Annotated in this window: 21 protein-coding genes and 1 tRNA gene; 13 read left to right on the top strand and 9 right to left on the bottom strand. The window is 27.5% G+C overall.

Annotated elements, in window-relative coordinates; all coding sequences use genetic code 11:
* The first annotated feature begins 49 nt into the window (after positions 1-49).
* The 5 genes from ACYUEW_RS13295 to ACYUEW_RS13275 all read left to right on the top strand — a co-directional run bounded on the left by ACYUEW_RS13295 (position 50) and on the right by ACYUEW_RS13275 (position 3,235).
* A complete protein-coding gene (locus ACYUEW_RS13295; RefSeq protein ID WP_003488205.1) occupies positions 50-358 on the top strand; it encodes a hypothetical protein in 309 nt (102 codons plus the stop codon).
* A gap of 76 nt (positions 359-434) precedes the next feature.
* Positions 435-510, top strand: a tRNA-Pro gene (locus ACYUEW_RS13290).
* A 92-nt stretch (positions 511-602) separates the two neighbouring features.
* Complete coding sequence (locus ACYUEW_RS13285; RefSeq protein WP_085333911.1) at positions 603-1,952, top strand: [Fe-Fe] hydrogenase large subunit C-terminal domain-containing protein; 1,350 nt, start codon at positions 603-605, stop codon at positions 1,950-1,952.
* Positions 1,953-2,029: 77 nt separating this feature from the next.
* Entirely contained in the window at positions 2,030-2,674 is a 645-nt protein-coding gene (locus ACYUEW_RS13280; protein WP_080333670.1) for an HAD family hydrolase, read from the top strand.
* Positions 2,675-2,818: 144 nt separating this feature from the next.
* A complete protein-coding gene (locus tag ACYUEW_RS13275; RefSeq protein ID WP_042386050.1) occupies positions 2,819-3,235 on the top strand; it encodes a hypothetical protein in 417 nt (138 codons plus the stop codon).
* A gap of 178 nt (positions 3,236-3,413) precedes the next feature.
* Here ACYUEW_RS13275 and ACYUEW_RS13270 read toward each other — a convergent pair whose 3' ends face one another.
* The 3 genes from ACYUEW_RS13270 to ACYUEW_RS13260 all read right to left on the bottom strand — a co-directional run bounded on the left by ACYUEW_RS13270 (position 3,414) and on the right by ACYUEW_RS13260 (position 6,303).
* On the bottom strand, positions 3,414-4,133 hold the full coding sequence (locus tag ACYUEW_RS13270) for a 2-phosphosulfolactate phosphatase family protein (RefSeq protein ID WP_003488197.1): 720 nt from the start codon (positions 4,131-4,133) through the stop codon (positions 3,414-3,416).
* Positions 4,134-4,176: 43 nt separating this feature from the next.
* Positions 4,177-5,109, bottom strand: coding sequence for a tRNA modification radical SAM protein MnmL/YtqA (gene mnmL / locus ACYUEW_RS13265; protein ID WP_003488195.1), 933 nt, complete (start codon positions 5,107-5,109; stop codon positions 4,177-4,179).
* 66 nt (positions 5,110-5,175) lie between these two features.
* On the bottom strand, positions 5,176-6,303 hold the full coding sequence (locus ACYUEW_RS13260) for a hypothetical protein (RefSeq protein ID WP_003488193.1): 1,128 nt from the start codon (positions 6,301-6,303) through the stop codon (positions 5,176-5,178).
* Between the two features lie 139 nt (positions 6,304-6,442).
* Between ACYUEW_RS13260 and ACYUEW_RS13255 the strand changes: the two genes are divergently transcribed.
* Positions 6,443-7,489, top strand: coding sequence for a YkvI family membrane protein (locus tag ACYUEW_RS13255; protein ID WP_460276914.1), 1,047 nt, complete (start codon positions 6,443-6,445; stop codon positions 7,487-7,489).
* Positions 7,490-7,521: 32 nt separating this feature from the next.
* Entirely contained in the window at positions 7,522-8,418 is an 897-nt protein-coding gene (locus ACYUEW_RS13250) for a radical SAM protein (protein ID WP_003488189.1), read from the top strand.
* Between the two features lie 165 nt (positions 8,419-8,583).
* On the opposite strand, the gene ACYUEW_RS13245 is transcribed toward ACYUEW_RS13250, so the two are convergent.
* The 5 genes from ACYUEW_RS13245 to murI all read right to left on the bottom strand — a co-directional run bounded on the left by ACYUEW_RS13245 (position 8,584) and on the right by murI (position 13,186).
* Complete coding sequence (locus tag ACYUEW_RS13245; RefSeq protein ID WP_085333907.1) at positions 8,584-10,380, bottom strand: heme NO-binding domain-containing protein; 1,797 nt, start codon at positions 10,378-10,380, stop codon at positions 8,584-8,586.
* 298 nt (positions 10,381-10,678) lie between these two features.
* Positions 10,679-11,341 carry a helix-turn-helix domain-containing protein gene (locus tag ACYUEW_RS13240; RefSeq protein WP_003488186.1) on the bottom strand — a complete coding sequence of 221 codons (663 nt, stop codon included), beginning with the start codon at positions 11,339-11,341 and terminating at the stop codon, positions 10,679-10,681.
* A gap of 14 nt (positions 11,342-11,355) precedes the next feature.
* Positions 11,356-11,730 (bottom strand): DUF3783 domain-containing protein, encoded by a 375-nt coding sequence (locus ACYUEW_RS13235; RefSeq protein ID WP_041347884.1) that lies wholly within the window; start codon positions 11,728-11,730, stop codon positions 11,356-11,358.
* A gap of 17 nt (positions 11,731-11,747) precedes the next feature.
* Positions 11,748-12,266: a peptidylprolyl isomerase gene (locus ACYUEW_RS13230; RefSeq protein WP_003488184.1), complete on the bottom strand. Its 519-nt coding sequence runs from the start codon at positions 12,264-12,266 to the stop codon at positions 11,748-11,750.
* A 146-nt stretch (positions 12,267-12,412) separates the two neighbouring features.
* The gene (gene murI, locus ACYUEW_RS13225) at positions 12,413-13,186 is read right to left on the bottom strand and encodes a glutamate racemase (protein WP_043032619.1); all 774 of its coding nucleotides are present in this window, start codon (positions 13,184-13,186) and stop codon (positions 12,413-12,415) included.
* Between the two features lie 192 nt (positions 13,187-13,378).
* Between murI and ACYUEW_RS13220 the strand changes: the two genes are divergently transcribed.
* Complete coding sequence (locus ACYUEW_RS13220; RefSeq protein ID WP_003488182.1) at positions 13,379-15,277, top strand: type I glutamate--ammonia ligase; 1,899 nt, start codon at positions 13,379-13,381, stop codon at positions 15,275-15,277.
* A gap of 45 nt (positions 15,278-15,322) precedes the next feature.
* On the opposite strand, the gene ACYUEW_RS13215 is transcribed toward ACYUEW_RS13220, so the two are convergent.
* A complete protein-coding gene (locus ACYUEW_RS13215; RefSeq protein WP_030032564.1) occupies positions 15,323-15,871 on the bottom strand; it encodes a 2'-5' RNA ligase family protein in 549 nt (182 codons plus the stop codon).
* 395 nt (positions 15,872-16,266) lie between these two features.
* Here ACYUEW_RS13215 and ACYUEW_RS13210 point away from each other — a divergent pair, with 395 nt between their 5' ends.
* From ACYUEW_RS13210 to rlmH, 5 genes are all read left to right on the top strand, one after another.
* Positions 16,267-17,520, top strand: a complete 1,254-nt coding sequence (locus ACYUEW_RS13210; protein ID WP_042386036.1) for a UDP-N-acetylglucosamine 1-carboxyvinyltransferase — start codon at positions 16,267-16,269, stop codon at positions 17,518-17,520.
* A gap of 25 nt (positions 17,521-17,545) precedes the next feature.
* Complete coding sequence (locus ACYUEW_RS13205; protein WP_085333906.1) at positions 17,546-18,331, top strand: MBL fold metallo-hydrolase; 786 nt, start codon at positions 17,546-17,548, stop codon at positions 18,329-18,331.
* 16 nt (positions 18,332-18,347) lie between these two features.
* The gene (locus ACYUEW_RS13200) at positions 18,348-18,929 is read left to right on the top strand and encodes a GerMN domain-containing protein (protein WP_003488177.1); all 582 of its coding nucleotides are present in this window, start codon (positions 18,348-18,350) and stop codon (positions 18,927-18,929) included.
* Between the two features lie 14 nt (positions 18,930-18,943).
* Complete coding sequence (locus ACYUEW_RS13195) at positions 18,944-19,447, top strand: SEC-C metal-binding domain-containing protein (protein ID WP_003488176.1); 504 nt, start codon at positions 18,944-18,946, stop codon at positions 19,445-19,447.
* Between the two features lie 180 nt (positions 19,448-19,627).
* Positions 19,628-20,107 carry a 23S rRNA (pseudouridine(1915)-N(3))-methyltransferase RlmH gene (gene rlmH / locus ACYUEW_RS13190; RefSeq protein WP_003488175.1) on the top strand — a complete coding sequence of 160 codons (480 nt, stop codon included), beginning with the start codon at positions 19,628-19,630 and terminating at the stop codon, positions 20,105-20,107.
* The last annotated feature ends 353 nt before the right edge of the window (positions 20,108-20,460 follow it).

Raw genomic sequence — 20,460 nt, 5'->3', positions numbered from 1 at the left:
ATCTTCCTTTGGGAAATACTATTTTTAAAATCCATCGGGAGGTGTTTTTATGAAAAATTTTTTAATATCTTCTATAGTAAATTTAATATTAATCTTAGTCTCTTACTTCTTATTTAGAAGTATTATAAGTGGTCCCACTCGTCATAAAATATATGAAAAAATTTTCAGTTCTTTTGCTAAATTTATAATATACACTTTTATTTTTACTATAGCAATAACTGGAATAACTGCGTTAATAGTTTATAAAACACGTTTTGTAATATACCTAAATATAATAGCCCCTGCTTTAGTTTCAATTTTAATAGGATTTTTAATTTCAACTGTACCAACTAAAGGTGTAGAGGAAAATATATATTAATATATAAAATATTTTACGTGCCCTCCCTTGATTTATTTCGGTTTATATTATATAATTTGTTTGTTGGAAAATTTTTCGGGGTGTGGCGCAGATGGGAGCGCGCGTGGTTTGGGACCATGAGGTCGCAGGTTCGAGCCCTGTCACCCCGACCAAGAACTACTTTAAAAGTAGTTCTTTTTTTTATATTTTTTTATAAATAAGGATATCCTAAAGAAATAAAAGTATATTTTAGGAGCGTGATTATATGAAAAAAGAACATAGTGAATTATTTAAAACTATAGTAAATTCCTATGTTAATGGGACATTAGAATCGGATGTAGAAAATATCCTTTCAAAATATAATTACAATAAGGAAAATTTATGTAGAATAATTTCTTCTTTATGTGGTGTAGAAGTAATTTGTGATTCTAACAATTTTATAGAAAACCTAACTAATGCAATAAAATCTTATTCTTCTCAGCATAAAATAGTAAATAAAATTAAAGATTGTTCTATGGATTGTAAAAAAGAAGGGGGAAAAACCTTTTGTCAAAATTCTTGTCCCTTTGATGCTATATTGATAAATAAAGAAACTAACTCCACCTACATAGATACTGAAAAATGCACAGATTGTGGTTTCTGTGTAGAGGCTTGTCCTACTGGTAGTATACTGGATCGAATAGAATTTATACCTTTAGTTGATATTTTAAAAAGTAATGTTCCTGTAATAGCCACTGTAGCCCCTGCTATAACTGGTCAGTTTGGTGAGAATGTCTCAATACATCAATTAAGAAGCGCCTTAAAAAAAATAGGCTTTTCTGATATGATAGAAGTGGCATTTTTTGCAGATATGCTAACTTTAAAAGAAGCCATAGAGTTTGATCATCTTGTTAAAAATAAAGATGATCTAATGATAACCTCTTGTTGTTGTCCTATGTGGGTAGCTATGGTAAGAAGGGTTTATGAAGATCTCGTCAAGTATGTTTCTCCCTCTGTCTCTCCAATGATTGCATCCGGTAGAGTATTAAAAACTCTTAATCCCAATTGTAAAGTTGTGTTTATAGGTCCTTGTATAGCTAAAAAAGCTGAAGCTAAAGAAAAAGATTTACAAGGTGATATAGACTTTGTTCTTACCTTTGCAGAACTTAAGGATATATTTGATTCTTTAAACATAGATATATCAAAAATGCCAGAAGATTTCTCATCTGAATATGCTTCACGAGGTGGAAGATTATACGCAAGAACTGGTGGTGTTTCTATAGCTGTTGAAGATGTAGTAAAAAGACTCTTTCCTGAAAAAGAAAAGTTTTTAAAAGCTATACAGGGTAATGGTGTTGTAGAATGTAAAAAATTGCTTTCTAAAGCACAAGAGGGTAAGCTAGAGGCAAATTTTATTGAAGGAATGGGATGCATCGGTGGATGTGTTGGTGGCCCAAAATCAATAATTCCTAAAGAATTAGGGAAAGAAAGGGTGGACCAATTTGCAAATAACTCTCCCATAAAGGTTTCCATAGATAGTCCTTGCATGGACAATATATTAAAAAAACTAAATATAGATTCTGCAGAAGACTTTAAAACTCCTGAAAAAATAAAAATATTTGAAAGAAAATTTTAAAATAAAATATATAAATTTTGTTTTTTATAAACACCCTGTTATAATTTTATTAGCAATATTATGATGGGGTGATTTCTTTGAAAAGTATACAGGGCGCAATTTTTGATTTAGATGGAACATTAATAGATTCTATGACAATATGGGAAAAAATAGACTACGACTTTTTAAGTAAAAGAAACTTAAAGGTTCCTTCAGATTTAAAAAATAAAATAGAAACTCTTACCTTTGAAGAAGGGGCTAATTTTTTCAAAAAAAACTTTAAACTAAAAGAATCTCCAGAGGAAATTTTAAAAGAGTGGCATAACATGGTAGTTGAGGAATATTCTCATAACATAAAATTAAAAAATAATGTAAAAGATTTTCTTATAAAATTAAAAAATAAAGGAATAAAGTTAGCTGTTGCTACAAGTAATACTCCTGAACTAACTAAATTAGTACTAGAAAAAAATAGAATATTGGATTTATTTGATTCCATAACAACTATTAGTGAAGTTAATAGAAATAAGACCTTTCCTGACATATATATTCTATGTGCAAAAAAACTAAACTTATCTCCTGAAAAATGTGCTGTTTTTGAAGATATACTTCCTGCCATAAAAAGTGCTAAAGCGGCTAAAATGAAAACCATTGGAATTTATGATGATTCATCTAAAGATCAGGAAAATAAAATAAAGGAAATAGCAGATTATTATATTTATGACTATAAAGAATTAATAATATAAATTTATAACATTAATAACTATTGCTCATAATTAATATATTTACATATTATTAAAATTTTATAACTGCCTCTTAATAAAAATCCTTTAACAATCTTTATGCTATATTGAATATACTATAGTATAAAAATTAATAGGAGGATAATTTTGATAGTTTTTTTATTATTCATACTAATGTTAGGTGTCTGTTCATACTTTATCTATACTTTTTCTAATAAAATTAATCTTCAGCAAAAACAAATAGTTTTATTTAAAAGGCAAATAGATAAGCTTAAAAGCAAAGATAAAAATGACTTTAAAAATATTGATATAAAATTTATAAATTCTAGTATAGGAAATGGAACCATAATTAAAAATTCTTATATTTACTTATATCCTGACAACAGTTCTCCTTATATTTACAAGCTATATAAGGAGGATATTGTAGAGATACATTGCTCTGCAGAAAACTATGGTAATACTTGGTATGAAGTATCTTGCTTTTCTAAAGGTATGGTAAATACAAGAGGCTGGGTAAAAAAAGATTCTATAAATCTAAATTTATCCGATGACTACCCGCTCTAATACTCCCATCTTCTTCAAAGTGGTAGTAAAGAGCGGTTACGTCCCTGGATAACGATTTCTAAGCTTTAGAGGGAGTAAAAATTCCCTGTGAAGCCAAGAACTCTGTTTATAAAATTTCTCCTAGATTTCATCATATTTTTATGAAATCTAGGAGATTTAATTAATTTTAACTTAATTCTTATATATTTGACTTTATAATATATCCATCTTTATATTCTGGAACAACATCTATTATATCCTTTTGAAAGCAATATTCTAGATCCTTTTCTAAATTTAAAGATTTTAATCTATTATAATGAGTTGCTTTTTGTACAAAACTTTCTATGTCTTTATTATTAGTATAAATATAATAAGCTGTCTTAGCTATATCTGATAACTCTAAATCTTTTCTTATATTATATAAACAATCTATTAAATAACCACTACATATGAAATCATCTATGGAAAATTGTCCATTAGTGCCAGAATTAATTATAACTAAATCCTCATTTAACTTATCTATTCCTTTAGCTGTAGCTTTAGAATTTATTAATGCAGAGATCAATATAGTTTTTGCATTAAAACTATTATTAATGGCCCTAGTTCCATTAGTAGTACTCAGTACAACAGTTTTTCCCTCTACATATTTTTTTGTGTATTCTAAAGGAGAATTAGAAAAATTAAATCCATCTATCTTTAAAGCATTCCTTTCTCCCCCTAAAATAATGTTATCTTTACTATTTTGGGCTATATCTTTAGCTTCTTCTATAGTTAAAACAGGTATTACTTTTTTACATCCATTATTTATTGCCGTAGTAATCACAGATGTAGCTCTTAATATATCTATAACTACTATAGTCTTATTAATCAATCTCTTCTCATCTATATGATCAGCTGAAATTACTATATCAATATTCATAAAAATCCCCCATCTTTTAATATTTTACATATATATGTAAATCTTATTCATTATTAAAATTTAAACCTTGATATAAATTATCTTCTTTCATTTTTTTATCTATAGCATTTAAAACTTCCCACTTCTTAAGGCTCCACATAGGTCCTATTAAAAGGTTTCTAGGTGCATCCCCTGTAAGCCTATGGACAACCATATTAGGTGGTAATAAAGTTATAGCTTTGCATATTAATTCTACATACTCCTCCATATCCAAGAATTTCAAATTACCACTTTCATATAATTTTACTAAAGGAGTATCCTTTAAAAGATGCAATAAATGAAATTTAACTCCTTGAATATCTAACTTAGATATATACTTAACTGTTCTTATCATATCCTCTTTTGTTTCTCCTGGTAATCCAAATATGGTATGTACAACTATATCTATATTTCTTTCCTTTAAATTTTTTACTGCCTTTTCAAAAACATTTAATTTATATCCTCTATTTATAATTTTAGCCGTTTCGTCATTTACAGTTTGAAGTCCTAATTCTACCCATATATATATTTTTTTACTTAATTCTTCTATTAAGTTTAAGACTTCTTCGTCTAGACAATCTGGCCTTGTTGCTATAGCTAAAGCAACTACACCTTTCTCATTCATAGCTTCCTCATACTTTTCTCTTAATATGTCTACAGGAGCATATGTATTAGTATAAGCTTGAAAGTAAGCAATATATTTACCGCTACTCCATTTTTCTTTCATTATTTTTTTTATATCTTCAAATTGTTTATATATCTTAAAATTCCTATCACCTGCAAAGTCTCCTGATCCTCTTTCACTACAATATATACACCCCCCTTTACTTACTTTCCCATCTCTGTTAGGACAGGAAAATCCAGCATCTAATGATATTTTAAAAACTTTACAGCCAAATTTATTTCTTAAAAAATAATTTAAACTATGATATGACTTATCGTACCATTTTGTTTCCATAATAAATTCCTCCAAAAAAAGTATCTGTGAATATTATATGACACAGATACTTTTTTTTCAAAATAACTACATTTTTTTAACTTTAAATTCTTTTAAATCTAGTTGCCACTTACCTATAAATTCTGTTGAATTTTTATCATTTTTTTCTTTACTAGATACATTAAATATTATAGAATCTGGCGCAAAAGAAGATAACGTTACATTTACTTTATTTAAAGGAAATTTATCTTCCATCTTAAAAGGTATTATGTTTGCACTATCAGCTTGATATATTCTTGTATTTTTTGTTTTATCACTAGTTTCATATTGAACTGCTATAAATTTTTCATCAGGAGAAAACACCATGAAATCTATTTTACTTCCCTTTAATAAATCTAAAGAAGATATTTCTTTTCCTATAGGTTTTTCTCCAATTTCCTCCATGATGTCTGTTCCTTGTTGCCCTGTTTCACCACCTCCAGCTCCTCCTTGACCTCCTTGGCCTCCTTGATCCCCTTGATCTTGGCCCCCTTGAACAGCCTTTGATTCATCTATTGTTATTATTCCAATATAAGAGTCTTTATCATAAGTTGATATTGCTATAAAATTTTCACTATAAGAAAGACTCATAGGTCCTATATTTTTTTTAGGTACAGCTAACTTTTCCACATTTGCCTTATCATCCTTAGAATATGCATAATCAGGTATAGTTGTTGGTTTTATTATTAGTTCCGTTTTAACATTGTTTTTATTTCTATATCTTATTCTATTTTTTTTTGTAAATGCTTCTTTGTCCATACTTATGTTTACTTCATCTATTTTATATTCGTTTTCTTCTTTTATTACCTTTATTTTGTATTCTTCTATAGAAGTATATGGTTCCTTAACGCTTACACTAGCTACTTTTGTTACAAATAGCGCTGACTTACCAACCTCGTTTATCTCCTCTGTAGTATAACCCTTTATTTTTATATCACTATTTTCTTTTTTTGTTTTATCTTTTTTTAATTTCTTAGAGTATAGCTTTTGAGCTCCTTCCATATTTTCTTCAATTAAACATTCCATATAAGAATTCAATAAATTTGTTGCTATTTTTATGTCAAAATCATTAGTTACCTTAGTATCCTCTTTATTTTTTTTACATCCAAATAATGAAATAGTAGTAGTAAAAATTAAAAATATTATTATTTTTTTTGTAAAATTTTTATAATACAATATTTCCTTCCCTCCCTTATTTAATTCGCCATTTACTTTTATTTTCTCCTTAAAAAGAAAATTTAATTAAAAATCATTATTTTTATTTTTTTATATATATTTATATAAGGAGATTATATTAATTAAAATAGGAGGATGTATGGTTAAAAATAAATTTTCTTTAATTTTTCAAATGGGTGCAGTTTTCATTGGAACTATTGTTGGAGCCGGTCTTGCCTCTGGCCAAGAAATGACACAATTTTTTACTACATACGGATACAAAAGTTTTATAGGCCTAACTATATGTTTTTTTATCTATGTCATTATGGGATCTATAATTATTGACATTAGCATTAAAAATAATTTAACTTCTTATAATAGCTTAATTTCTTTAGTTAGTCCTGGATTTTTAGGTAAAGCTATTGATTTATTAACTGGATTGTTTCTTATAAGTAGCTCTGCAATAATTTTAGCTGGAAGTGGTTCTTTATTAAATCAATACTTTGGTATTTCCAAATGGGTTGGTATTTGTATAATGGTTATATCTTCTCTTGTTATATTACTAAGGGATACAAAAGGTCTTATTGAAATAAATTCTTTTATTGTTCCTTCTTTAATGATAGTTATTATAACTGTGTTTATATTATATTTAGCCTTTTCAAAAAATGTTAGCATAGCTCAAATAAAATCAGTTCCTCATTATAGAAAACATTGGTTAGTATCTACACTTATATATAGTGGATTTAATATATTATGTTGTAGTGGTGTTTTGGTACCTCTTAGTACTGAAATAAAAGATAAAAACATATTAAAATCTGGTTTAGTTGTTGGATCTTTAGGGCTTACAATTTTATCTTTTATAATAAATTTATTGCTTTTGCTTAATATTCCTTACATTTTTAAATATGAAATACCACTTTTATATATAGCTAATAGATTTGGTACTATAATTCAAATAATGCTTCTATGTATAATTTGGCTTGAAATGTTTTCAACTGAGGTTTCTAATATTTTTAGCGTAGGAAAAACCATGGAAGAATCTTTAGGAATATCTTATAATAAAGCAGTTTTCATAGTTATTCTTTTAGCTATACCTATATCTCAACTAGGTTTCGTTAACCTAATAAGTGTATTATATCCTAGTTTTGCTGTTGTAAGCTTTATTTTTATGATCCAATGTATTATATTTTATATTAAAGAAAAATAACATAATTCTAAAGAAGAACAGGATGTGTAAACATGAATACATTGGAAAATTGTACAGTATGTCCTAGAAATTGTGGTGCAAATAGAATACAGGGAACTTTGGGTTTTTGCAATGCCAATTCTAAAATAAAAGTTGCAAGAGCTTCTCTTCATCATTGGGAAGAGCCTTGTATATCTGGAGTTAACGGCTCAGGGACCGTATTCTTTTCAAACTGTAATTTGAAATGTGTTTTTTGCCAAAATTATGAAATTAGTCATTTAGGTAAAGGGAAAGAAATTTCCATAGAACACTTATCTAATATTTTTTTAAAACTGCAAAGTAAAAAAGCTCATAATATAAATTTAGTTACTCCTACTCACTATGTTCCTCAAATTATAGAGGCTATAAAAATTTCAAAATCTAATGGATTAACTATACCTATATTATATAACTCTAATGGATATGAAAATATTGAAACTATAAAATCCTTAAAGGGCTATATTGATGTGTTTTTGCCAGATCTAAAATATTTCGATGATAAATATGGGAAGAAATATTCCAATTGTAATAATTACTTTAATACTGCATGTAAAGCTATAAAAGAAATGTTTAATCAAGTTGGAGAACCAGTATTTAGTAATGATAGAATTATTAAAAAAGGCATTATAATAAGGCATCTTATGTTGCCTGGCCTATTATTTGATACAAAAAAAATAATAGATTTTATATTTAAAGAATTTAATCATAAAGTTTATATAAGTATAATGAATCAATACACTCCTATGAAAAATATCTGTAACTTTAATGAACTAAATAAAAATCTTAATCCTAAACATTATGATGCTATAATAGATTATTGTTTAGACCTAGGAATAAAAAATGCCTTTATACAAGAAACTTCATCTTCATCTAAAGAATTTATACCTAATTTCGATTTAACAGGAATATAAAAAGAATATCTTAAAATAGAATATTTTTATATTAATTTAAAAATGAATAATAAAATAAATGAAAGCTATAAAATTCAGGAATCACCTGTATATTTCATAGCTTTCTTAAAATAAAATTTATATTTTATAAAATTTTTCAAATAGAGATTTCACTTAAGCCTTCTATTATATTTTATATCTACTTAAATCTGATTTAAATGTTTCTGTTATTTGTTTAAATTCATGAATATTATTAACTAATTTTTTAATCTCATTAGTATAGCTTGAAACGTTAGCACTAACTTCTTCTGATGAAGCTGAATTTTCCTCTGCTATAGCGGCCAAAGATTCTATGTTATCATATATACTTGATATAGAATCCGCTTCTTTATTAAGTTCATTTATAGTCTTAATCATGGCAGAAGCTACGGTGCCTATAGATGTTGTTGCCCCATAACTAATATCTCTAACCTCTTCTAATCTGTCTGTTTCTTGCTCTAATACATTATATTGAGATTCTATTCTAATAACTAAATTTTTTATATCTCCTGCAAATTCTATAAGATTATTATTAATTTCTTCAACTGCTTCTTTAGACTGTTCCGCTAGCTTTCTGACCTCTTCTGCAACTACCGCAAAGCCTTTACCTTGCTCTCCTGCCCTTGCGGCTTCAATAGATGCATTTAAGGCTAATAAATTAGTCTGTTCTGATATGCCTGACACAATGGATACTATATTTGTTATATCTTTTGCCTTGGTTTCTAATTCTAATCCTTTATCCTTAACTTTTTGGAATTTTTCAAGGGAATCTAAAATATTTTTACTAGTATTATTAACATTATTATAACTGTTATTGACCTTTTCTAAAGCCTTTTCTAATTCTAACTTATTACTATTTTCACTATTAACTATATCTTTTAAATTTTGTATATTATCATTTAGAACTGCTACTACTTGTTCAGTATTTTGAGCTTGGTTTACTGCGCAACTAGCCACCTGTTCAACTACCCCTGATATTTCTGTAGATGTGTGACTCATAGTTTCTGATATAACATTTATATTGCCTACAAAAGTATTCATTTCATCTGTAACACCCTTAAAACCTACAAAATCAGCTTTAATTATATCTTTATGTTTCTTTAATTCTTTATATAATTCCTCTAAAAAATCACCTGTTTTAATATCACCATCTTCTACATAATGGTTTTTATTTATTTTATTTATTTCTTCAAATATTAAATATTTAGGTTTTAACAATATTTCTGTTGATATATAAGCTGCAACAGAAGATATAGAAGCTATCGATAAAACCTTAAGTAAATTATTAAATCCTAATAAAGCAAAAGATGATAAAATAGTTAATATAAATGTAAATAAAGCAACTTTTCCACCTATATTTTTTATAAATCCTAAAGACAATATTTTATTAAATTTAAAAATTTTATTATAATAAATATTTTTTTCAAAGGTAAGCTTAAGTTTTAAAAAATCAGCTCTTCTTTCTATTTCATCTACTTTGATATTTTCTTTAAAATGCTCTGCACTCCCTTTTAAAAGGCCTAAAAAGTAATCAAACATTCCTCTTTTTGAACTATAACTAAATATAGCTTGTTTTTCAGATATAGGTTCTATAGTTAAAAGTGGTGGTTTAGCACCTGGAAATTTTTTAGTCATAACTACATGAACGTCAAACATAGACTTTAAAAATGAATATAAGTTCTCATGTTCGAAAAAAGCTGGATAATCATTATTAAAAGCTTTTAAATTATCTTGTCCTATTTGTCCCCATAAAGTCTTTACATCCCTATTAACATTATTTGCTATCTTATTTATCATATCTTTAACTTTTATATCTTCAACATTCTCCATTGGTGAAAATATTTTACCTTGCCATCCTACAGCATTCATAGCTTGGTCAACTGCTTCTTCCCCATAGAGCTTCCTGCAGGTTTTTACCCATGTTGCTACTACTGTACCCTTCATAAGAATTCCTCCTCATACCTTATATTTTCTATTTAATAATCGTAATTATTTAAATTCTTTTTATATATTAATTATATAATGTATGCAAATTATTTACAAAGCTTTATCATTAATTATAAAATATATTTATTCTATAATTATAATTTTTATCTAAAAATACATATTAATTAACCGTTTTTTAAAAATAAACACTATCAACATTATTGAATTATAATAATATTTGATAGTGCTCTAAAGATTCTTTATTTATATTTTTAGTTTGACATTTACTTTTAATAATAATTAGCTAAATATATTGTTAAAGAGTTACTTCTACTTTTAACAATTTAGCTATAATTTTTATATCTTTTAGTCTGACAGCTTCAGTTCTTAAAGATATTCCATTATTTATTAATAATATTTTATCTCCATCTAATCTTTTCAATTGTCTTACAGATCTTTTATTATTGTGTTCTATAAGAAATATACAATTGTTTTCCATTTCATAATGGATATATCCAAAGGCTATGTCTCCTTTATTTATTCTAAAACCAGACATATCCTCTTCCTCTATTTTTAAAAACAAAACTTTATCTTGGTGTATACCTTCAACCTTATTACCTATAACAGGTAATTGTTTCTTATCAATAACTCTATCTAAGTTATAATTATAAACTGGAACATCTTTTATTATAGAACTAAAAGCATTATCCCATACATCCTTTATTTTATTATCTTTATTTATAGGAATTTCTCTTTTAGGCTCTGAAGACACTTCTTCTTCAAAAGAAATTCCTATATCATTTATACCTTTTCCTAATACTTTTGATATTCTATTCATTAGACTTTCATTTATTATTTTTCTTCCTGATTCTACTTCATTTATAAAACTCTCCGCTACGCCTAATTTCTTAGCCAATTGTTTCTGTGTTAATCCTTTTTTTAGCCTAGCTTCTTTTATTTTATCAGATACTCTACTCACTTTTTCATCACCTTTTACCTATTTTGTTTTCTATACCATTCTCTTTCTTCCATTAAATGATCTACCAAATATTTAAATTCCCAGTCTATGGAAGTTTCTGTTACTACTGCCATTATAGGAACTGGTTTTAAAATTTCTTTTATTTTTTTTACGCCTAGCTCTAATTCATTATCAGAAAAATTATTGAATATAACTACTTTTTCTTCTGGCATATCTACATCTTCTACTTCTAAGTTCATACCCTTTATTATATCTCTTAGTTTCATTTTACACATACTCTTGTTTACAATTTTATAATTAGGCAAATTATTATTAGCGCACATATCTTTTAACAAGTTTAACTCTGCTTCTTTTAATCCATAAACAAGCATCAACTTATTATTAATCAAAACAAACTGCCTCCTTTTTAACTTAATTTTTCTGGCTGATCAAATTCTTCTCCAAAAGTATCTACTGTTACAGTCTTCATAACTTGATCTTCAAGAGGTTTATCTTTAAAATCTCTATCTACACTTACTATTTCTTTCGCAACATCTAGTCCTTCTATAACTTTTCCAAAAGCTGCATATTGGTTATCTAAATGTGGTGCATCAGCAACCATTATAAAGAATTGACTTCCTGCAGAATTTGGTTGCATTGTTCTGGCCATTGATATAATACCTTCTGTATGTTTTAATTCATTGTTAAATCCATTAGATTTAAATTCACCTTTTATTGAATATCCTGGGCCTCCCATTCCGTTTCCGTTAGGACAACCTCCCTGAATCATAAATCCTGGAATTACTCTGTGGAATATAACACCATTATAAAAACCTTTATTTACTAATGATATAAAATTGTTAACTGTATTAGGTGCTATTTCTGGATATAATTCTATTTTCATTTCTTTTCCATTACTCATTTTTATAGATACTATAGGATTCATTTCTATTTCCCCTCTCAAAACAATAATTTTGTTCCATATATTTCATATTAGCATAAATTATATCATATTTTAATATCTTTATTATACTCTGTTTTTTATGTATACTAAAAATTATAATTATGAAAATAAACTTATTCTTAAATATTTTATTTCATATTAAAAAGTTTATAGCTTAGATCTATTATATCCTTATCCTCTTTTGAATTAAATATGGTAACTTTTCCTATTCTACTTTCTTTTCTTAACATATTCCTATCTTCTAGTTGTCTTTTTAATTCTTTGGATGTACCCAAACTACCATCTATTATACAAGCTTTATTATGGGTAACCTCTTTTAAAGTCTCTTCTACAAAAGGATAATGAGTGCATCCTAGAACAATAGATGATATTTTTTCATTGTCATATTTTGAAAATTTATCCTTCAAATAATTATAAATTACATCTCCAGAAACTATTCCCTGTTCTATTAGTTCTGGTAGCCCAGGACAAGGCAAAGGCTCTATATCCTCTGTTTCTTTATACAAATCCATTAAATTAGCAAATTTCTTTTCAGCTAAGGTCATAGGCGTTGCCATTATTATTATCTTTCCACCTTTCTTTAATTCCACTGCAGGTTTTAAAGCAGGTTCAATGCCTATAATAGGGATATCATAATTTTCCCTTAAGTCATTTATAGTTACGCTAGTAGCTGTATTACAGGCCACTACTAAAGCTTTTATTCCCTTATTCATCAAAAAGTCTGTTGCATTAAAGGTTAACGCCTTAACTTCTTCTACTTTTTTAGTTCCATAGGGTGCATTTTTTGAATCTCCATAATACAAAAAATCCTCCTTTGGTAATAACTTAAATGCTTCTTTTAACACACTTATTCCGCCTACTCCAGAATCAAAAAAACCTATAGGCTTATCATTTATACTCAATTTTATCACCTCATCATATAAATATCATTTCTCACTCTATAATATATTATCAATAATATATATTATATAAATGTATGAATAAAATTTCTATTGACATATAAAAATTTTAATTATAATATATTGCATATATTATATACAATAAAATTATATAATGTTAAATTGATTGTATTTAAAAATTTGGGGAGGTAAATTATGTTAGATGATTTAGTATATGTTATTCCTAAAGAAATGCATTCCGAAGAGCAACTTAAAGAATTTTTAGTTTCCCATCCTGAAATAAAATTTGTGTCTTTAGTTTGTATCGATTTGGCCGGTAATGACACTGACGAAAAAATTCCTATAAAATTGTTTTTAGAGGACATGAATAAATTTATAAAAGGCTGTGTTCAAACAGACGGATCTTCCGTTGTCCTTCCAGGTATTGCAACTCTTAATAATGCTAAAGTTGATATGATTGTGGATATGGATGTTAACTGGTTTGTAGATTATAACTATGAACTTATAGACTCTAAAACCAAAAAACCGATCGGTACTCTTAGAATCCCTTGTTTTCTTTATCATGAAAATAAACCTGTCGATTCCAGATATATATTAAAAAAGTCAATAGAATATTTTAAAACAACTTTATTAAATTTAATAAAGGCTCATCCTGAATCTATATCTTCCTTTAATATAAAATATGAAGATATAGAAAAAGTAGATGTAACTTGTGCTACAGAACTAGAATTTTGGGTAAAAACTCCAAATGACGATGCAGAAGTAGATGAATTATCCACCTCTCAAGTTCTTCATGAGCAGTATTGGAATAGAACTAAAGGAAGTGTTAGGACTGCTTTAGAAGAGTCTTTACTACTTATGGAATATCACGGATTAGAACCTGAAATGGGTCATAAAGAAGTTGGTGGAGTAAAAGCTAAATTAACTAGTTCCGGTGGATTTACTCACATAATGGAACAGTTAGAAGTTGATTGGAAATATTCAACTGGACTCCAAGCAGCAGATAATGAATTATTAGTAAAAAGTATAATAAAAGAAACCTTTAGAAATAATAAATTAGATGTTACATTTTTTGCAAAACCTATAGATGAAGTTGCAGGTAGCGGAAAACATGTTCATTTAGGGGTTGCGCTTAAATTAAAAAATGGAAAAAGAATTAATCTTTTCTCTACAGATGAGAATCACTACTTAAGTTCTTTTGGCTATGCATCTATAATGGGTATACTAAAAAATTATGAAGTGATAAATCCTTTTGTTTCATCAACTAATGATTCTTTAAGAAGACTAAAACCAGGCTTTGAAGCCCCTGTATGTATAGTAACATCTTTAGGTCATACTGCACAATTACCATCAAGAAATAGAACAGTTTTAGTTGGAGTTATAAGAGACTTAGACAATCCTTTAGCTACAAGATTTGAGTTAAGATCACCAAACCCTCGTAGTAATACTTATCTAACAGTAGCTTCTTTATGTATGTCTATGATTGATGGAATAAAATATGCTACAGAAAATAATAAAGGTGAAGATGCTCTTTTAAAAGAACTTTCAAAAACTGCTGAAGAAGATACTAGCTATCTTCAGAAAGGAAGACAATATAGAAGTGAAGAAGATGTATTTGAATACTATACTGAAGAGGAAAGAAGTAAAATCTTTGGTACAGCCCCTTCTACTGTATATGAAAATATATGTTCCTTAGATAAATATAGAGACAAAATAGAAGTATTGAAATCTGGCGATGTATTTACATCTAAAATTGTTAATAGCTACAAACTAGCTGCTCTTGAAAGATGGTTAGTTGAAATAACAAATAGGATAATTCCAAATTATGTAGAAGAAATCAGAAGCTTTTCTCAATTGCACGAAGTAAACAAAGCCTCTGATTTAGATATCCATAACTGGTCCAAAATCAATGAACTTAGACAATGTTTAATGAAAGATACTTACTCTGATAAATCTTTATTTGGACAGATAAGAGAAGCTAAAGAAAATAATGATTATAAAACTATTTCTAATTTACAATTAGAAATAGATAAAAAAATGAAATTACTTAGAAAACTTTATTCTGATTACAAAAAAAATCTTTTAGATATATAAACAAAAAGCACACCCAGTATCAGGTGTGCTTTCATTATTATAATATTAAAATTCTCTTAATGGGAAAGATCTTATTACCATTTCCTTCTTGTTATTTATAGGCTTCCAAATTTCTATCCTATCAATTTTAGCCATTTCATGCATACCTACTCCCTTTAAATTGCTACAAGCAGATATGTACTCTTTAGCCGACCATTCTCTAGATGCAAAATTAGTATTTGCTAAAGACACATGTAAATCCCAATTTTCTATATTTTCTCTCACTTTAAAACCGTGCAATTTTAAAGTATCATTCATTATCCTTGCTAGCCTCATTATATAACCTTTGTTTTCTATCTTTAAATTAACTGATTTATAAGGTGGATCAAAACAGATAGCTCCATTTATTTCTACCTTAAATTTTTTATATGGTTTTATTATCTTTTCTATTACTTCCTCTAATTTATTAATATTAGGGTCTTCTATTACCTCAAGAGTTATATGTAACATGGGTAAATTTCTATATATTTTGTACTTTTTAGATATATCCCTCTGTATCTTTTCTATTTTATAGTAATCTTCTTTATCAAATAACGCTACTAAATAATACTTCATGATTAATTTTAATCCCCCGTACATCTATTTTATAGTATTATACCATAATATATTATGTTTTAAAATGTCAATAAATTATACTAATTTAATAAAAATCATACAATTATCATGTATAATTAAGAAAAGTAATAATAATTATTTCATCTATGGAATATATTTAAAATTTAAGGTTATAATTTAATAAAAATTGTATTATTCTATAGATATTATTAAAATTTAGGGTACATTGAATTTATTTCCATTTTTTTAAGATATTTTTCTTAAAATAACCCTTAACATTTTAAAATTTGGTGTTAAAATAATAAATAGTTATGATATAATATATTTTGTTACATAGGTTTGAAATTAACGATTAGTTTAAATATATAAATTCTAAAGTAAGGATGGATGCGGGGATGAGTAAATTAAAAATAACAGGAGGTAACCCCCTCTTTGGAAAAGTTGAAATTAGTGGAGCAAAAAATGCAGCAGTAGCTATATTACCAGCTACTATTATGGCTAGCAAAGGAGTTTGTACTATAGAGAACACTCCAAATATTGAAGACGTACATTGTATTGAAAGAATTTTAAATGGATTAGGTTGTGAAATTAAAAGGCAAAGCAATTCTATTTTGCAAATAGATAGTACTAATATAACAAAAACAGATGCTAATACTGAAGATGTAAGAAAAATGAGAGCTTCTTATTATCTTATCGGAGCTTTATTAGGAAGGTTTAAAAAAGCTAGAGTAGAATTACCTGGTGGATGTCCTATAGGTGTTAGACCTATAGATCAACACATTAAAGGTTTTGAAGCTTTAGGCGCTCATGTTGAAATAGAACATGGTGCTGTAATTGTTAAAGCAGACAGATTAATAGGGACTAATATATTTTTTGACGTTGTAAGTGTAGGTGCCACTATAAATGTAATGTTAGCTGCCACACTTGCTGAAGGCAATACTGTGCTAGAAAATGTAGCAAAAGAACCTCACGTAGTAGATGTAGCTAATTTTTTAAATAGTATGGGAGCTAATATTAAAGGTGCTGGGACAGATGTTATAAGAGTTACTGGTGTTAAAGAATTAAAAGGCTGTACTTATAGTGTAATACCTGATCAAATTGAAGCTGGTACATATATGATAGCAACAGCTGCCTGCGGTGGAGAAGTTACAATAAATAACGTAATACCTAAACACTTAGAATCTATAACAGCGAAACTTATAGAAATGGGCGTAGATGTTATAGAAAATGGAGATTCTGTTACAGTAAAATCTAAAGGTAATTTTAAAGGTGCTAATATAAAAACTCAACCTTACCCAGGATTTCCAACAGATGTACAGCAACCAATGAGCACACTTCTAACTATTGCAAAAGGAAGAAGTATTGTAAATGAAAGCATTTGGGAAAGTAGATTTAAACATGTAGACGAATTAAAGAAAATGGGAGCAAATATTAAAGTAGAAGGTAGAACAGCCATTATAGATGGTGTCCCTAAACTTACAGGTGCTATAGTAAAAGCTACAGACTTGAGAGCTGGGGCTGCTATGGTAATTGCTGGATTATTAGCTGAAGGTGATACCGAAATCCTTGGTGTAGAGCATATAGATAGAGGATACCCAAATATTGAAAATAAATTTAGATCTTTAGGCGCTACTATAGTTAGACTATAGTTAAGTTATGGTTTAAAATTTTATTATGATTTTTTGTTCTCTTTATAGTGGTAGTAGTGGTAATTCCATATTTATATCCTCTGAAAAATCAAAAATACTGGTGGATGCTGGGCTTTCTGGTAAAAGCATAGAATTAGCTTTAAGTCGTATAAAAGAATCTCCTTCATCTATAGATGGAATATTTGTTACCCATGAACATATAGACCACATAAAAGGCGTAGGTGTTCTATCTCGAAAATATGATATACCTATATACGCTAATGCTAAAACTTGGCATGCTATGAAAAAAAATATTGGTAAAATAAAAGAACATAATATAGAAATTTTAGATGGGAAATCTGTAGTTCTAAATGATATGGAAATAAACCCTTTTCCCATATCTCATGATGCTGCCTCCCCCTTTGGATATACTATATGTTCTAAAAATAAAAAGGCAAGTATTGCTACAGATTTAGGTGTCTTTTCAAAAGATATACAAAACATTTTAGAAGATTGTGATGTAGTATTGCTTGAAAGTAATCACGATACAGAAATGCTGAAATTTGGTCCGTACCCTTATACTTTAAAAAGAAGAATTTTAAGCAATATAGGCCATTTATCTAATGAAGATTGTGGTAGAGCTATAATAAACATTACTAACAATAAGTATAAAAATATAATATTAGGGCATCTTAGCAAAACTAATAATTTTCCTGAGCTTGCTTATCAAACTGTTTTAAATGCATTAAACTCTTCTGATATTAGAGTAGGTAAAGAACTTTCTTTATCCGTTGCTAAAAGAGATACTCCAAGTAACTATATAGAATTTTAGGGTAAGGTGATTAAATTTGAAAAAATCTATTAAATTAGCTTTTTGCTCATCTTTAATAATTTCTTCGGTATTTTTTATATCCTGTGAAAAAAAAGATAGCATAAGTATAAATAATAAAGATAAAATTAAAAATATAACACTTCATAATGAAAAAAATAATTTAGTAGATTTAAACTTATATTTTGATTCTACTAATAGCTCAAATAATGCTGAAATAACTAAAGAAGAAAGAATTATTAAAAAGGATGAACTTCTTGGTCAATTTATAATTGGAGAATTAATAAAAGGTCCTTCTGTAAATAATTCATTAAAGCCAATCTTCCCAAAAGAAACAAGACTATTAAGTTTTTCTATAAAAAACAATATAGCTTATGTTAATTTAAGCAGTGAAGCTTATTACTCTATGACTGCAGATAAGGAAGAGGCTTATCTAAAAAGTATCATTTGGTCTTTAACAGAACTTCCTTCAATAAAAAAGGTTAAGTTATTTATTGAAAATAAGGATATGTCTTCCCTTAGCAAAAATTTTAAATTTGATGATCCTATAGGAAGAGATGATATAACAAAGATAAATAAAAAAAATAATAAAAATAAATAAAAGGAGAATGTATCATGAGTTTGTATAAACAATGGACAGACATGGTTATCGATTATGTAAAAACTAAAGGAGAAGCTGCATTTTGGAAAGAATACGGCTCAATCGAAGAGAATGTTTATACCCAAATATTAGGTGAGCATAGCAGGATTATAGAGGGTACTGTAAAAGATTTGGCAGAAAAATTTAATACCCCTGTAGTGTTCTTCATGGGATTCTTAGATGGAATAAATGACAGTTTAACTAATACTTTAGATTTGGACAAGATAGAAGAAAGCTCTAACATTTCTCTTAAGATAGATTTTGAAAAATTATACTTCAATATGTTAGAAGCTAAAGCAGATTACTTATATAATCTTCCTCAATGGGAAGCTATACTTTCAAAAGAGAAAAGAAAAGAAATACACAAAGAGTGGGTTTCTTCAAAAACTATAGTTAAAACTAATAAAATTGGTAGAAATGAACCTTGTCCTTGTGGAAGCGGTAAAAAATATAAAAATTGTTGCGCAAAAAAAGCTTAAAACAAAAAACTTTTAATAAAATTATCTAGATAATTTATAAATACCTATGTTTAATAAATATAGAATCAAGAGGTTTATCATTAAATAAAATTGATTTAATGATAGGCCTTTTAGAGCTTTTCTAAAAACTTAAAATTATTAATAAAAGTATCTTAAATTGCTTTAAACTAGGAGGATAAAATGAATATATCTATAATTTCAGTAGGAAAAATAAAAGAAAAATTTTTAAAAGCCGCAATAGATGAGTACTCTAAACGATTAAGCAAATACTGTAAGCTAAATATAATAGAAGTGACCGATGAAAAAACTCCAGATAATGCCTCTCTTAAAGAAGAAAATATAATAAAAGAAAAAGAAGGTAATTTAATATTAAAACATATAAAAGATAATAGTTTTGTTATAGCTTTAGATTTAAAAGGTAAATCTATAACTTCAGAAGAATTCTCAAATCTTATAGAAAATTGTAGATTAACAGGTAATAGTGCTATTACCTTTGTCATAGGTGGATCCCTAGGACTATCCGAGCAGGTTTTGTCTAGAGCTAATTATAAGCTATCTTTCTCAAAGATGACCTTTCCTCATCAACTTTTTAGAGTAATGCTTCTAGAACAAGTCTATAGAGCTTTTAGAATATTATGCAGAGAACCGTACCACAAATAAAGGACAAAAAGCGGAAGATAGGGAAATAATTTATGTAAGAAAAGTTTTCAGAGAAAATATCAGAAGAAAGGTTTCATGAAATAAATTAAATTTACATCAGCAGTTGCTAAAATAAGACAAGGTGATCCTCGTAAAACAGTGTCAATTCCTTTATTATGATAAGATTGAATATAGTGATGGAATCTTATCATAATGAAGGAATTGCCAACCAGTTCTTCAATAGTAAGCTTAATAGCCTTGTTCAGTAAATTTTTGTAATCTACAATTATATAAGATATTCCTTGTAGATTACTTCCAATAGAAGCGAAGTAAGCAATATCAACAAGGTCGATTAATTTTTCTCTTGGGCAGAT

The sequence above is a fragment of the Clostridium sp. CTA-1 genome (genome assembly GCF_054768215.1).
Note: the sequence above shows the minus strand (reverse complement) of the source record. Positions and strands in the feature narration are given on the sequence as shown.